The organism is Snuella sedimenti (assembly GCF_016428595.1).
Classification (GTDB): Bacteria; Bacteroidota; Bacteroidia; order Flavobacteriales; family Flavobacteriaceae; genus Snuella; species Snuella sedimenti.
In genome coordinates this window covers 23038-38401 of record NZ_JAELVQ010000008.1, presented here as the reverse complement: position 1 = coordinate 38401, position 15364 = coordinate 23038, and the positions used below count along the sequence as shown (strand labels likewise).

The following is a 15364-nucleotide window of genomic DNA, read 5'->3' as shown; positions in this document are numbered from 1 at the left end:
TAAGTATTAATATTAAATAGATTAATTTTTTAAGAATTACGATTGACGAATTTACGATTGAAGAAATTTGAAAATCTGTAAGTAAGTTGAAATCGTAAATCAAAAATCAAAAATCGTAAATCAATAATATGTCATCAAACAAGAAATACTGGAAAAGTGTTGAAGAGCTAAACGAGACTAGCTCTATTGTTGAGACGCTAAAACAAAACGAGTTTGTAGAGCAAATTCCAACGGATGCGTTTTTAGGGGATAAAGATGCGTTAGAGGCTAGTTCTACATCCCGTCGCGATTTCTTAAAGTATGTAGGTTTTAGTACAGCAGCAGCTTCATTGGCTGCTTGTGAAGGGCCAGTTGTTAAATCAATACCTTATGTTGTACAGCCTCAAGAAATTATTCCAGGTGTCGCTAATTATTATGCAACGACCATAGCTGATGGATATGATTTTGCAAGTGTTTTAGTTAAAACTAGAGAAGGGCGTCCAATTAAAATTGAAAACAATACACTGGCCGCTACTAACGGTAATGCCAATGCCAGAGTGAATGCTTCTGTTTTAGGATTGTATGATAGTTTAAGAGTACAAGGGCCTAGAAAAGATGGAGAGTCAATTTCTTGGAGTGATTTTGATGCTGAAACCGCCTCAAAATTAACAGCGCTTAAGGCATCAGGTAAAGATATTGTGTTATTAACACAAACGTTTGCCAGCCCATCCACAAGTAAACTGGTTGCAGAATTTAAAGAGAAGTATGGTAATGTACGTCATGTAGTGTACGATGCTGTTTCAGAATCTGCAGCATTAGACGCATACCAAGCTAAATATGGCGAGCGTGGATTGGCAAATTACGATTTTGCAAAGGCGATGACCATTGTTTCTGTTGGAGCCGATTTCTTAGGTGATTGGCAAGGTGGCGGATTTGATGCAGGGTATTCTAAAAACAGAATACCAGATCATGGTAAAATGTCACGACATGTTCAGTTTGAATCGAACATGACACTTTCTGGTGCCAATGCAGATAAACGAGTGCCTTTAACGCCAAGTGAGCAAAAATTAGCATTAGCTAAGTTGTATGCTTATGTTGTTGGTGGAGCCGTTTCAGGAAACTTGCCAGAAGCAGTTGAAACAGCAGTAAAAAGTGCTGCAGACCAACTTAAAAAAGCTGGAAATAAAGGGGTAGTTGTTACCGGTATTCAAGATGTAAATGCGCAAACAGTTGTATTTGAAATTAATGAATACTTAGGAAGTCAGGCTTTTGACCCTAAAACACCAATAAAAACAAGACAAGGAAACGATAAGGCAGTAGCTAAGTTGATTAGCGATATGAAAGCAGGTACCGTTGGAGCGATCATCATGAGTGGTGTGAATCCAATGTATACCTTACCTAATGCTGCTGACTTTGCTGAAGGTTTGAAGAAAACAGAATTATCTGTTGCTTTCTCAATGAAAGAAGACGAAACCTCATCCTTAACACAGTATATCGCTGCAGCGCCACACTACTTAGAGTCTTGGGGTGATGTAGAACTTAAAAAAGGACATTATGGCTTAACACAGCCAACCATTCGTCCCTTGTTTGATACAAGACAGTTCCAGGATGCTTTATTAAAGTGGACAGGAAACGACAGTTCTTACCACGATTATATTAAAGAAACCTGGGGAACGACTATTTTAGGTGGAAGTTCTTTTAACAAGGCATTACATGATGGGATGTTTGTTGGAACCCTTGCTACAGAAGAAGAAGCAACTTCAACAGTAGAGGAAGTAGCCAATACGCCATCAGGAAATGCAGCCAAAGCATTAGCAGCATCAGCTAAATCAAATGCAGGTTTAGAATTAACACTGTATACCAAAACAGGTATGGGTGATGGCCAACAAGCCAACAACCCATGGTTACAAGAATTTCCAGACCCTATTACAAGAGTGTCATGGGATAACTATTTAACCATTTCTAAAGCAGACGCTGATGCACTAGGCTTAATAAACAAACATGTTGCAAATGGTGCCTTAAACGGGAGTTATGCTAATGTAACAGTAAATGGTGTTACAGTAACTGCTCCGATAATGATTCAGCCAGGACAAGCAAAAGGTTCTGTAGGATTGGCTTTTGGTTATGGGAAGACAAATGGATTAAAATCTGAAATGCAAACAGGGGTTAATGCCTATCCTTTATACCAAAATTTTAACAATGTACAATCTGTTTCTATTGAGGTTGCATCTGGGGAGCATGAATTTGCTTCAGTTCAGTTGCACAACACCTTAATGGGACGTGGCGATATCATCAAGGAAACAACTTTAGAGATATTCAATACAAAAGATAAAAAGCATTGGAATGCTGTTCCTGTTGTGTCTTTAAATCATCAGGAAACACCAGTTACATCACCAGATGTAGATCTTTGGGATGAGTTTGATCGCTCTATAGGGCATCACTTTAACTTATCGATCGATTTAAATGCTTGTACAGGATGTGGCGCATGTGTTATTGCGTGTCATTCAGAAAACAACGTGCCTGTTGTAGGAAAGACAGAAGTAAGACGTAGCCGTGATATGCATTGGTTGCGAATAGATAGATATTATTCATCTGAAGAATCTTTTGAAGGTGATGATGCTAAAAAAGATAACATTTCTGGTTTAGGTAGCTCATTAAGTGAGTTTGGCGAAATGGAAAAAGCCTCTGCTAATCCGCAAGTAGCATTCCAACCAGTCATGTGCCAGCATTGTAACCATGCACCTTGTGAAACCGTTTGTCCAGTAGCGGCAACATCACATGGTCGTCAAGGTCAAAACCACATGGCATACAACCGTTGTGTAGGTACTAGATATTGTGCAAACAACTGTCCATATAAAGTGCGTCGTTTCAACTGGTTCTTATACAATGGAAACGATGAGTTCGATTACCATATGAACGATGATCTAGGACGTATGGTATTAAACCCAGATGTTGTAGTACGTTCTCGTGGTGTTATGGAAAAATGTTCTATGTGTATCCAAATGACACAGAAGACAATCCTTGACGCAAAACGTGACGGACGTGAAATTAAAGATGGTGAATTCCAAACAGCTTGTTCTGCTGCATGTAGCAATGGTGCAATGGTATTTGGGGACATCAACGATAAGCACAGTAAAGTTGCAGAGCTTAAAGAAGATAATCGTATGTATCACTTGTTAGAGCACGTTGGAACAAAACCTAATGTGATGTATCAAACAAAAGTGAGAAATACAACCGAAGCATAAATTAAGTAAAAAGTTAAATAGTAAAAAGTTGAAAAGCAATACAACTTTAAACTTTTAAACGCATAAACATTTAAACAATAAAAAATGGCGTCTCATTACGAAGCACCTATTAGAAGACCTTTAGTTGCAGGTGAAAAATCATACCACGACGTTACTGTGGATGTAGCAAGACCTGTAGAAGGACAAGCCAACAAAGCGTGGTGGATAGTATTCTCTATCTCACTTGTCGCTTTTCTTTGGGGAATTGGATGTATAATTTATACCATATCAACAGGTATAGGAACTTGGGGTTTGAACAAAACCGTAGGTTGGGCCTGGGATATTACTAACTTCGTTTGGTGGGTAGGTATTGGTCACGCAGGAACACTTATTTCTGCAGTATTATTACTCTTCCGTCAAAAATGGAGAATGGCAATTAACCGTTCTGCAGAAGCAATGACTATCTTCTCGGTAGTACAAGCTGGATTATTCCCTATTATACACATGGGACGTCCTTGGTTGGGTTATTGGGTGTTACCAATACCAAACCAATTCGGGTCGCTATGGGTAAACTTTAATTCGCCATTACTTTGGGACGTGTTTGCAATTTCAACTTATTTATCGGTATCATTAGTGTTCTGGTGGACTGGTTTATTACCCGATTTTGCAATGCTTAGAGACCGTGCTATTAAACCATTTCAAAAGAAAATTTATGCTTTGTTGAGTTTTGGTTGGTCAGGTCGTGCTAAAGATTGGCAACGTTTTGAGGAAGTATCATTGGTATTAGCAGGTTTAGCAACACCCTTAGTACTTTCTGTACATACCATTGTATCATTTGACTTCGCAACGTCGGTAATTCCGGGATGGCACACTACCATTTTCCCTCCTTACTTTGTTGCAGGTGCCGTATTCTCAGGATTCGCAATGGTAAATACTTTGCTTATCATTATGAGAAAAGTGTGTAACTTAGAAGCTTATATTACAGTACAGCACATCGAGTTAATGAACATTGTAATCATGATTACTGGTTCTATTGTTGGTGTAGCTTATATTACAGAGTTATTTATTGCTTGGTATTCTGGTGTAGAATACGAACAGTATGCGTTCTTAAATAGAGCAACTGGACCTTACTGGTGGGCGTACTGGGCTATGATGACTTGTAACGTATTCTCTCCACAGTTTATGTGGTTTAAAAAGTTACGTACTAGTATCATGTTCTCATTCTTTATTTCTATTGTTGTAAATATAGGGATGTGGTTTGAGCGTTTTGTTATCATTGTAACATCATTACACCGAGATTACTTACCATCTTCGTGGACAATGTTCTCACCAACATTTGTAGATATTGGTATTTTTATAGGTACGATTGGATTCTTCTTTGTCTTATTCTTATTGTATTCGCGCACATTCCCTGTAATTGCACAGGCAGAGGTGAAAACTATTTTGAAATCTTCTGGAGAGCGTTATAAGAAAATAAGGGAAGCGGGGAACAGCTTAGTTGGAACTGGAGCAGATCCAAGAACCTCTGGAGATAATAATAAAGAAACAAAAAACTAAAAGTAGCATATGGAAGCTTCAAAAGTAATTCACGCTATTTATACAGATGATGATATTTTAATGTCGGCTGTTAAGAAAGTTAAAGCCGAAAGATATCATATAGAAGAGATATATACACCTTTTCCAGTTCACGGATTAGACAAAGCTATGGGCTTGGCGCCAACACGTATTGCGATTACAGCCTTTATCTATGGTTTAATAGGTTTAACAGTAGCCATTGTTATGATGAATTTTATCATGATTGAAGATTGGCCGCAAAACATAGGTGGTAAACCAAGTTTTAGTTATTTAGAAAACATGCCGGCCTTTGTGCCTATCATGTTTGAGTTAACAGTATTTTTTGCAGCGCATTTAATGGTAATTACGTTTTACCTACGCAGTAGAATGTGGCCTTTTAAAGATGCTGAAAACCCAGATCCAAGAACAACAGACGATCACTTCTTAATGGAGATCGCTGTTAACAATAATGAAGAAGCATTACAAGGTTTACTTAAAGAAACAGGTGCAGTAGAAATTAATTTAGTTGATAAAGCCCATTAATAACAGATATGAAAAGCTTAATTAAAACATTAGTATTAGCAGTCGTTTTAGTATCTGTATCATGTAAAAAAGATACAGCGCCTAATTACCAGTTTATGCCTAATATGTATGAGTCTGCAGGTTATGAAACTTACGGCGAAGCTGCTTTCCCAAACGGAGTAGAAGCTCAATTACCAGCTGAAGGTTCCATAGCAAGAGGTTTTATACCATTCGATATACCAGGTACAACAGAAGGCTATTTGTTAGCTAAAGAAACATTAAAGTCACCTTTAGACTCTACACAAGTAGATCTGGTAAGAGGTAAAGAATTATATGATATCTATTGCGGCATTTGTCATGGCAATAAAGGTAAAGGTCAAGGAAATTTGGTGAAACGTGAAAAGATATTGGGTATCCCAAGTTATGATGATGCGGGTAGAGCCATTACAGAAGGAAGTATTTACCATACCATTTATTACGGTAAAAACGCGATGGGTTCTTATGCTAACCAATTACAGGAAGAGGAGCGTTGGCAAGTGGTAGCATACGTGTTAAAGTTGAAAGCAGATTTAGAAAAGTAAGACAGATAAGATTATTATAGATATGTACACATTTTCAAGTAAGTTAAAGACATTTTCTATCATTCTAATGGTTTTAGGATTGTTAGGTGTTGGATATGGTTTTATGACATCTCATAAATCTTTAGAAGAAGTTAAAACGATGCTTTCTGAAGAAGTTTCACATCACGGTGGCGGACATGCAGCAGAAGCAACGCATGAAACTGAAGGACATGACAACGCTCATGCTGCTACAGAAGCACATGGAGCAGAGAGTGCGCATCATGGTGATGAACATGCAGAACACGTGATGCACCAAATTCACAACAGACCTTACGCTGCATTATACGTAGCGGCATTTTTCTTTATGATGATTGCTCTAGGTGTTCTGGCTTTTTATGCTATTCAGTTTGCATCCCAAGCTGGTTGGTCTCCTGTACTGTTTAGGGTTATGGAAGGTATCACAGCTTATTTATTACCAGGCGCATTAATAGTATTGGCAATAGCCATAGCTGCAGGCGATCATTTATTTGTTTGGATGAACCCAGATATGGTAAATCCAGAAAGTGAGCATTTCGATGCACTAGTAGCAGGAAAAGCGGGTTGGTTAAACAAAACAGGATTTATCATCCGTGCACTTATTTTTATTGGAGGATGGAGTTTATACCGTCATTTTGCACGTAAATTTTCAATTGCTCAAGATAACGCTGAAGATAATAGTAACTATAAAAAGTCATTCCGTATTGCGGCGGCATTTTTAGTGTTCTTTATTTATACAGAGTCAATGATGTCTTGGGACTGGATTATGAGTGTAGATCCCCACTGGTTCTCTACTTTGTTTGGATGGTACGTATTTGCTAGTATGTTTGTAAGTGGTATTACTGTAATAGCACTCGTTACCCTATACTTAAAATCTAAGGGGCACTTAGAGTTTGTTAACGAAAACCATTTGCATGATGTTGCTAAATTCATGTTTGCATTCAGTATTTTTTGGACCTATTTATGGTTCTCTCAATTCATGCTTATATGGTACTCAAATATACCAGAAGAAGTAACATATTTTGTAACACGTTTTCAAGATTATAAGTTGCCATTTTTAGGTATGGTTGCCATGAATTTTGTGTTCCCTATACTATTATTAATGAATGCCGATTATAAACGTGTACCATGGTTTGTTGTTCTATCTGGTTTAGTAATATTAGTAGGGCATTATATTGATATTTTCAATATGATAATGCCAGCTACCGTGGGAGACAGATGGTTTATAGGTGTACCAGAAATAGGAGCCGTTTTACTTTTTGCCGGGTTATTTATATTTGTTGTATTTACGGCGCTAACAAAAGCTCCGTTATTAGCAAAAGGAAACCCACTATTAAAAGAGAGTAAAGAATTTCATTATTAATTAAGATATATAAAGACGAACGATACCAATGACTGCTTTATTAACAATTATAGTTTTAGTATTTATTTTAGTTGCCATTTGGCAAATGGTAAAGATTTTCGATCTGGCTCAAGCTAGAAGTGAAAATACGCAGGTAGCCAATGACAAGGATAATACCTTAAATGGATACTTAATGATGGGCTTTTTAGCTTTCATTTATATTATTACCATTGTATGCTTTGTTAAATGGGGAGACTTACCATTATTGTCAAACTCTGCTTCCGAGCATGGACCAACAATAGATAACTTGATGATTATCTCATTGGTAATTATCTTTATAGTACAAACTATCACACAGTTTTTATTACACTATTTTGCTTTTAAATACAAGGGTGAAAAAGGTAAAAAAGCGCTGTTCTTTGCAGATAACAATAAACTAGAGGCTATATGGACTATTATTCCGGTAATTGTTTTAGCAGGTTTAATTATTTATGGATTAAACACATGGATTAACATTATGGGAGTCGATGAAAGTGAAGATCCGCTAATTGTAGAATTGTATGCTCAACAGTTTAACTGGAAAGCCAGATATGCAGGAGCCGATAATACGTTAGGTAAAGCCAATGTGCGTTTAATCGATATAGACCGCGCCAATATATTAGGTTTGGACGAATCCGATCCAAATGCGCAAGACGATGTCATTACAACCGAATTGCATTTACCAGTAGGTAAGCCAGTGTTGTTTAAAATGCGTTCCCAAGATGTATTACACTCAGCTTATATGCCTCATTTTAGAGCGCAAATGAACTGTGTGCCTGGTATGATTACCCAATTTGGATTTACACCTACTGTTACGACTGCCGAGATGCGTCAAAATCCTGACATGGTCGAAAAAGTAGCTAACATTAATAAAATAAGAGTTGAAAACAGTAAACCACTTGTTGCTAAAGGAGAAGAGCCTTTAGATCGTTATGAGTTTGACTACTTGTTGTTATGTAATAAAATTTGTGGAAAGTCTCACTACAATATGCAAATGAAGATAATCGTAGAAACACAGGAAGAATACGATGCTTGGATTAAGCAACAAAAAGAATTCAAAAACTCTTTAATTAACTAAAAAAAGATAAAACGATATAAGATTATGTCAGCACACGCAGATACTCACGCTCACGACGACCACGGACATCATCATAAAGAAACGTTTGTAACTAAATATATATTTAGTCAGGACCATAAAATGATTGCAAAGCAGTACCTAATTACGGGTACTATCATGGGAGTTATTGGTGTATTAATGTCAATGATGTTCCGTATGCAAATTGCTTGGCCGGAGGAACCAAATGTATTATTTGAAGCCTTATTAGGTAAATGGGCGCCAGATGGCGTCATGGATGCCGATATTTATTTGGCATTGGTTACCATTCACGGTACCATTATGGTGTTCTTTGTGTTAACAGCAGGTTTAAGTGGTACCTTTAGTAACTTGTTAATTCCATTGCAAATTGGAGCAAGGGATATGGCATCTGGGTTCTTAAATATGATATCCTATTGGTTATTCTTTTTGTCAAGTATAATCATGGTTATTTCGTTGTTCGTTGAAGCTGGTCCAGCGGCTGCAGGATGGACAATATATCCGCCTTTAAGTGCCTTACCAATGGCGCAAGGAGGATCTGGGATGGGTATGACCTTATGGTTGGTATCCATGGCTATATTCATTGCCTCGTCATTATTAGGATCACTTAACTACATAGTAACGGTACTTAACTTACGTACCAAAGGGATGTCTATGACACGATTGCCATTAACTATATGGGCATTCTTTATTACAGCTGTTATTGGTGTTGTATCATTCCCTGTATTATTATCAGCAGCATTATTATTAATAATGGATAGAAGTTTTGGGACTTCATTTTTCTTGTCAGATATTTTTATCCAAGGAGAAGTGTTACATTACCAAGGTGGATCACCAGTATTATTTGAACACTTATTCTGGTTCTTAGGACACCCGGAAGTATATATTGTAATTTTACCAGCGATGGGCTTGGTTTCAGAAATTATGGCATCAAACTCACGTAAACCAATATTTGGTTATCGCGCGATGATAGCTTCTATTCTAGCCATTGCATTCTTATCAACAATAGTATGGGGACACCATATGTTTATCTCGGGAATGAACCCATTCTTAGGATCTGTGTTTACCTTTACAACCTTGTTGATAGCAATACCATCAGCAGTAAAAGCATTTAACTGGATTACGACACTTTGGAAGGGTAATTTACAAATGAATCCAGCTATGTTGTTTTCTATTGGGTTTGTTTCTACCTTTATTACCGGAGGTTTAACTGGGATTATTCTTGGAGATTCTGCTTTAGATATCAACGTTCACGATACGTATTTTGTGGTAGCGCATTTCCACTTAGTAATGGGAATATCTGCACTGTACGGTATGTTTGCAGGAATCTATCATTGGTATCCTAAAATGTTCGGACGTATGTTAAATAAGAATTTAGGATATATCCATTTCTGGGTTACTGCAGTATGTGCTTATGGTGTATTCTTCCCAATGCATTTCATTGGAATGGCAGGTTTACCTCGTCGTTATTATACCAATAGCAACTTCCCATTATTCGATGACTTAGCAAATGTAAACGTAATCATTACAATCTTTGCCTTAGTAGGTGGAGTAGTGCAAATCGTTTATTTATATAACTTTTTTATGAGTATTTTTTACGGAAAGAAAGCAACACAGAATCCTTGGAGTGCTACAACTTTAGAGTGGACAACACCTGTAGAGCACATTCATGGAAACTGGCCAGGTGAAATACCTCATGTATACCGTTGGGCTTACGATTACAGTAAACCAGGGCATGATACAGATTTCGTGCCTCAAACTGTCCCCTTAAAAGAAGGAGAAGAAGAGCTACAGCATTAATTCACACGAAAGTAGGAATCTCCTAATCGAGAAACTAAAACATAATTAAAAGCCTTTCCACTTCGGAAAGGCTTTTTGTTTATATTTGCTTATGTCGTTTTTTTTGCCATTGTTGGGCAGAAAAAAATTAAACTGAAACGAAATGTCACCCTGAGCGCAGTCGAAGGGGCTTTAATATGAACGAGAACCTAGACCCATCAAACGAGCATTTTTCACCAGAAGAGTTGGATGTTGAAAGAAAGTTGAGACCCCTGTCCTTTAATGATTTTACAGGACAAGATCAGGTGTTGGAGAACCTTCAGATATTCGTTAAGGCTGCAAACTTAAGAACAGAAGCCCTCGATCATACACTCTTTCATGGACCTCCTGGACTTGGAAAAACGACCCTAGCCTATATTTTGGCAAACGAATTGGAGGTGGGGATAAAAGTAACATCAGGACCTGTGTTGGATAAGCCAGGTGATTTAGCAGGCTTACTTACCAACTTAGAAGAACGCGATGTGCTGTTTATTGATGAGATCCATCGATTAAGTCCCATAGTCGAAGAGTATTTATATTCAGCTATGGAAGATTATAAAATTGATATTATGATCGAGTCTGGGCCTAATGCACGGTCGGTACAAATAAACTTAAATCCCTTTACTTTAATAGGGGCGACTACACGTTCAGGGCTGTTAACCTCCCCAATGCGGGCACGTTTTGGTATCCAAAGCCGACTACAATACTACAAAACAGATTTGTTAACCACCATTGTACAACGTAGTGCCAGTATTTTAAAGGCACCCATTACTATGGAAGCAGCTATAGAAATTGCTGGGCGAAGCAGGGGAACTCCCAGAATAGCAAATGCCTTGTTGAGGCGGGTACGGGATTTTGCTCAAATAAAGGGTAATGGTACTATAGACATTAAAATAGCCAAGTTTGCCCTGGAAGCACTAAATGTCGACGCCCATGGTTTGGATGAAATGGACAATAAAATTCTATCAACCATTATAGATAAGTTTAAAGGCGGTCCTGTAGGGATATCAACCATAGCTACGGCTGTTAGCGAAAGTCCGGAAACCATTGAAGAAGTCTACGAACCTTTTTTAATACAGCAAGGGTTTATAATGCGGACACCCCGAGGGCGTGAAGTTACAGAACAGGCCTATAAACATTTAGGGCGAGTAAAAGGTGGTGTTCAAGGAGGACTGTTTTAGTATTCCCATGCTCATGTGATTGGTCGCAAGTTTCAATTATAGCTTATCATTTATGCAATGGCATTAAAATCTAAACATACACAACTTATTAAAACCGAAGCCAAACGCCTCGGTTTTTTATCTTGTGGTGTTAGTAAGGCAGCCTTTTTAGAAGAAGAAGCTCCACGCTTGGAAAGTTGGCTTAATAAGAATATGAATGGCCAAATGCAGTATATGGAGAACCATTTCGATAAGCGTTTGGATCCAACAAAACTGGTTGAGGGCTCTAAAAGTGTCGTTTCCTTGCTGCTCAATTATTTTCCTTCAGAAAAACAAAGCACCGAAAATTATAAACTGTCCAAATATGCTTATGGTACCGATTACCATTTTGTTATAAAAGATAAACTAAAGAGTTTGTTAAACTTTATACAAGAAGAAATTGGAGAGGTGCATGGTCGGGCTTTTGTCGATTCGGCGCCGGTTTTGGATAAGGCCTGGGCGGCAAAAAGCGGTTTGGGATGGATTGGTAAACATAGTAATTTGCTAACACAACAAGTCGGATCGTTTTATTTTATAGCTGAATTGATTATTGATTTAGAACTGGAATACGATTTACCAACAACCGATCACTGCGGTACCTGTACGGCTTGTATTGATGCTTGCCCTACACAAGCTATAGTTGAGCCTTATGTAGTAGATGGTAGTAAATGCATATCGTATTTAACTATTGAATTAAAGGAAAACATACCAACAGAATTTAAAGGTGAAATGGACGATTGGATGTTTGGGTGCGATGTGTGTCAAGATGTGTGCCCTTGGAATCGTTTTTCCAAGCCCCATAATGAACCGCTTTTTAATCCGCATCCAGAATTGCTGTCCATGACAAAAAAAGATTGGGAAGAGATAACCGAAGATACGTTTAAGAAGGTATTTAAAAAGTCGGCAGTTAAGCGAACTAAGTTTTCTGGCTTAAAACGGAATATCAAATTCTTAAAAGAATAGCCGTTTCCTTAATAGGATTATTATATTTGTCAGTTAAAGAACCCTCATTAAGTTTACGCGAAGGGTTTCTGTTATTAATGAAAACAAACTAACTATTTTTTAATATGAGCGAAGAAAGTAAACGCAGAGAAGCCCTTATATATCATGCAAAACCAACACCTGGAAAAATTAAAGTAGTTCCCACTAAAAAATATGCCACACAAAGAGACCTGTCTTTGGCATATTCTCCAGGAGTTGCAGAGCCGTGCTTAGAAATAGAAAAAGACAAAGACAAAGCCTATAAGTATACAGCCAAAGGAAATCTAGTGGCCGTTATATCTAATGGAACAGCTGTTTTAGGTTTAGGGAATATTGGCCCAGAAGCTTCAAAGCCGGTTATGGAAGGTAAAGGTTTGTTGTTTAAAATTTTTGCTGACATTGATGTTTTTGATATTGAAGTTGATACCGAAAACGTCGATGAGTTTATTGAAACCGTAAAAAAAATAGCTCCTACGTTTGGAGGCATCAATCTTGAAGATATCAAAGCTCCTGGCGCTTTCGAAATAGAAAGACGTTTAAAAGAAGAGTTGGATATTCCAGTAATGCATGACGACCAGCATGGTACGGCCATTATATCGGCAGCAGCGCTTTTAAATGCATTAGAGCTTACCGAAAAGAAAATAGATGAAGTAAAGATTGTTATAAGTGGAGCGGGAGCAGCAGCCATATCATGTTCACGTTTGTACCAAGCATTTGGAGCAAAGCGGGAAAACATGGTTATGTTGGACAGCAAAGGTGTTATTCGCGATGATAGGCCAGATTTATCTAAAGAAAAAGCCGAATTTGCCACGCATAGAAAAATAGATACCCTTGATGAAGCCATGAAAGATTCCGATGTATTTATCGGTTTATCTATGGCAAACGTGTTATCGCCAGAAATGCTATTATCAATGGCAAAAGATCCCATTGTATTTGCAATGGCGAATCCCGACCCAGAAATAAAATACGACCTGGCCATAAAAACGCGTAAGGATATCATTATGGCAACAGGCCGTAGTGACCATCCAAACCAAGTAAACAATGTTCTTGGGTTTCCATTCATCTTTAGGGGTGCACTTGATGTACGTGCTACAAAAATCAACGAGGCTATGAAAATGGCTGCCGTTGAAGCCTTGGCTAGACTCGCAAAGGAACCCGTTCCAGAACAGGTTAACATAGCTTATGGCGAAACACGTTTGACTTTTGGTCGCGATTATATTATCCCCAAGCCTTTCGATCCGCGTTTAATTGCTGAAGTGCCTCCCGCTGTAGCAAAAGCAGCCATGGATAGTGGTATTGCAAAAATGCCTATTACCGACTGGGAAAAGTATAAAGATAGCCTGTTAGAGCGTCTGGGGTCGGACAACAAACTTGTAAGGTTGTTACTCAACAGAGCAAAACTGGATCCAAAACGCGTTGTGTTTGCTGAAGCAGATCAGTTAGATGTGTTAAAAGCTGCGCAAATAGTATATGAAGAAGGAATTGCCTATCCTATTTTATTAGGAAGAAAAGATGATATAGAGCGTCTTAAGGCCGAAATAGAGTTTGATGCAGACGTACCAATTATAGATCCTAAGTCGGATGAAGAAGAAGCACGCAAAAATGAATACGCCAAGGTGTATTGGCAACAGCGTAAACGTCGTGGTGTTACCTATTACTCAGCACAAAAGTTAATGCGTGAGCGTAATTATTTCGCCGCTATGATGGTTAACGAAGGTGATGCCGATGCTTTGATATCGGGGTATTCCCGTAGCTATCCTTCGGTGGTAAAACCTATGTTGGAACTTATAGGGATGGCTAAAGGCTCAACCCGTGTGGCTACCACAAACTTAATGATGACTAAAAGAGGGCCTTTGTTTTTAAGTGACACCTCCATTAACATTGACCCGAATGCTAAAGACCTTGCTAAGATAACGCAAATGACTGCTAAGGTCATAAAAATGTTTGGATTGGATCCTGTATTAGCTATGGTTTCCTATTCAAACTTTGGATCTTCAGAAAACGAAAGAGCATCAAAAGTTCGCGAAGCTGTTTCGTATTTGCATCGTCATTATCCAGACATGCATGTCGATGGAGAGTTGCAAACCGATTTCGCATTAAATGATGAAATGCTTCGTGAAAAATTTCCGTTTTCTAAACTGGTTGGAAAAAAAGTTAACGCTTTAATTTTTCCTAACTTAGACTCAGCAAACATTACCTATAAATTGTTAAAAGAGTTGCATGAAGCAGATTCTATAGGCCCTATTATGATGGGTATGCGTAAACCTGTCCACATTCTTCAATTAGGTGCAAGCGTTGATGAAATTGTAAACATGACTGCTATTTCTGTAATAGATGCACAGCAAAAGGAAAAGTGGGATATAGAAAATAAGACAAGTAAGTAAAAAGTGAAATTAAATTTCTTACATTTGATAGGTTAACAAATTGCTATAAATGATAACACATATTCAGGGAAGACTTGTTGAAAAAAATCCAACAAATGTTGTTATTGATTGTAATGGAGTGGGCTATATGTTACACATTTCATTGCACACCTTCTCTCAAATCCCGGACGGTGAACACTTAAAACTTTTTACACATCTTCAAGTAAAAGAAGATGCACATACACTTTATGGATTTGCCTCATCGGCCGAGCGAGAAATTTTTAGGTTGTTAATATCGGTTAGTGGTATTGGAGCAGGCATTGCCCGCACCATGCTGTCTTCATTAACGCCAAAACAAGTACGGGAAGGCATAGCTAGTAACGATGTTGTTTTAATTCAATCTGTTAAAGGTATAGGGGCAAAAACGGCCCAGCGGGTCATTTTAGACCTCAAAGATAAAATCTTAAAGATTTATGATCTCGATGAAGTTTCCGCACCTGAAGGCAATACCAATAAAAATGAAGCGTTATCTGCTTTAGAAGTTCTCGGATTTGTAAAAAAGCAAGCCGAGCGCGTGGTCGATAAAATTATTGTGGCACAGCCTGATGCTAATGTTGAAACCATCATAAAACAGGCTTTAAAAAACTTATAATA

Annotated in this window: 11 protein-coding genes; all 11 read left to right on the top strand. The window is 38.0% G+C overall.

Annotated elements, in window-relative coordinates:
* Positions 1 to 128 precede the first annotated feature (128 nt).
* The 11 genes from JF259_RS07990 to ruvA all read left to right on the top strand — a co-directional run bounded on the left by JF259_RS07990 (position 129) and on the right by ruvA (position 15362).
* Positions 129 to 3224 (top strand): TAT-variant-translocated molybdopterin oxidoreductase, encoded by a 3096-nt coding sequence (locus tag JF259_RS07990; RefSeq protein ID WP_199114793.1) that lies wholly within the window; start codon positions 129 to 131, stop codon positions 3222 to 3224.
* A gap of 84 nt (positions 3225 to 3308) precedes the next feature.
* The gene (nrfD, locus tag JF259_RS07985; protein WP_199114792.1) at positions 3309 to 4760 is read left to right on the top strand and encodes an NrfD/PsrC family molybdoenzyme membrane anchor subunit; all 1452 of its coding nucleotides are present in this window, start codon (positions 3309 to 3311) and stop codon (positions 4758 to 4760) included.
* Positions 4761 to 4769: 9 nt separating this feature from the next.
* Entirely contained in the window at positions 4770 to 5300 is a 531-nt protein-coding gene (locus JF259_RS07980; RefSeq protein WP_199114791.1) for a DUF3341 domain-containing protein, read from the top strand.
* An 8-nt stretch (positions 5301 to 5308) separates the two neighbouring features.
* Positions 5309 to 5860 carry a c-type cytochrome gene (locus JF259_RS07975; RefSeq protein ID WP_233164167.1) on the top strand — a complete coding sequence of 184 codons (552 nt, stop codon included), beginning with the start codon at positions 5309 to 5311 and terminating at the stop codon, positions 5858 to 5860.
* 22 nt (positions 5861 to 5882) lie between these two features.
* The gene (locus JF259_RS07970; protein ID WP_199114790.1) at positions 5883 to 7238 is read left to right on the top strand and encodes a quinol:cytochrome C oxidoreductase; all 1356 of its coding nucleotides are present in this window, start codon (positions 5883 to 5885) and stop codon (positions 7236 to 7238) included.
* A 28-nt stretch (positions 7239 to 7266) separates the two neighbouring features.
* A complete protein-coding gene (locus tag JF259_RS07965) occupies positions 7267 to 8334 on the top strand; it encodes a cytochrome c oxidase subunit II (RefSeq protein WP_199114789.1) in 1068 nt (355 codons plus the stop codon).
* 24 nt (positions 8335 to 8358) lie between these two features.
* Positions 8359 to 10149 carry a cytochrome c oxidase subunit I gene (locus JF259_RS07960; protein WP_199114788.1) on the top strand — a complete coding sequence of 597 codons (1791 nt, stop codon included), beginning with the start codon at positions 8359 to 8361 and terminating at the stop codon, positions 10147 to 10149.
* A 176-nt stretch (positions 10150 to 10325) separates the two neighbouring features.
* Entirely contained in the window at positions 10326 to 11348 is a 1023-nt protein-coding gene (ruvB, locus tag JF259_RS07955) for a Holliday junction branch migration DNA helicase RuvB (RefSeq protein WP_199114787.1), read from the top strand.
* A 57-nt stretch (positions 11349 to 11405) separates the two neighbouring features.
* On the top strand, positions 11406 to 12329 hold the full coding sequence (gene queG / locus JF259_RS07950) for a tRNA epoxyqueuosine(34) reductase QueG (RefSeq protein ID WP_199114786.1): 924 nt from the start codon (positions 11406 to 11408) through the stop codon (positions 12327 to 12329).
* A 104-nt stretch (positions 12330 to 12433) separates the two neighbouring features.
* A complete protein-coding gene (locus tag JF259_RS07945; protein ID WP_199114785.1) occupies positions 12434 to 14731 on the top strand; it encodes an NADP-dependent malic enzyme in 2298 nt (765 codons plus the stop codon).
* Between the two features lie 49 nt (positions 14732 to 14780).
* Positions 14781 to 15362 (top strand): Holliday junction branch migration protein RuvA, encoded by a 582-nt coding sequence (ruvA, locus tag JF259_RS07940; RefSeq protein WP_199114784.1) that lies wholly within the window; start codon positions 14781 to 14783, stop codon positions 15360 to 15362.
* Positions 15363 to 15364 lie beyond the last annotated feature (2 nt).

Bases quoted from the DNA above. Each gene is read 5' to 3' on its own strand.
- JF259_RS07990 (WP_199114793.1), top strand. From the start codon at position 129: ATGTCATCAAACAAGAAATACTGGAAAAGTGTTGAAGAGCTAAACGAG.
- nrfD (WP_199114792.1), top strand. From the start codon at position 3,309: ATGGCGTCTCATTACGAAGCACCTATTAGAAGACCTTTAGTTGCAGGT.
- JF259_RS07980 (WP_199114791.1), top strand. From the start codon at position 4,770: ATGGAAGCTTCAAAAGTAATTCACGCTATTTATACAGATGATGATATT.
- JF259_RS07975 (WP_233164167.1), top strand. From the start codon at position 5,309: ATGAAAAGCTTAATTAAAACATTAGTATTAGCAGTCGTTTTAGTATCT.
- JF259_RS07970 (WP_199114790.1), top strand. From the start codon at position 5,883: ATGTACACATTTTCAAGTAAGTTAAAGACATTTTCTATCATTCTAATG.
- JF259_RS07965 (WP_199114789.1), top strand. From the start codon at position 7,267: ATGACTGCTTTATTAACAATTATAGTTTTAGTATTTATTTTAGTTGCC.
- JF259_RS07960 (WP_199114788.1), top strand. From the start codon at position 8,359: ATGTCAGCACACGCAGATACTCACGCTCACGACGACCACGGACATCAT.
- ruvB (WP_199114787.1), top strand. From the start codon at position 10,326: ATGAACGAGAACCTAGACCCATCAAACGAGCATTTTTCACCAGAAGAG.
- queG (WP_199114786.1), top strand. From the start codon at position 11,406: ATGGCATTAAAATCTAAACATACACAACTTATTAAAACCGAAGCCAAA.
- JF259_RS07945 (WP_199114785.1), top strand. From the start codon at position 12,434: ATGAGCGAAGAAAGTAAACGCAGAGAAGCCCTTATATATCATGCAAAA.
- ruvA (WP_199114784.1), top strand. From the start codon at position 14,781: ATGATAACACATATTCAGGGAAGACTTGTTGAAAAAAATCCAACAAAT.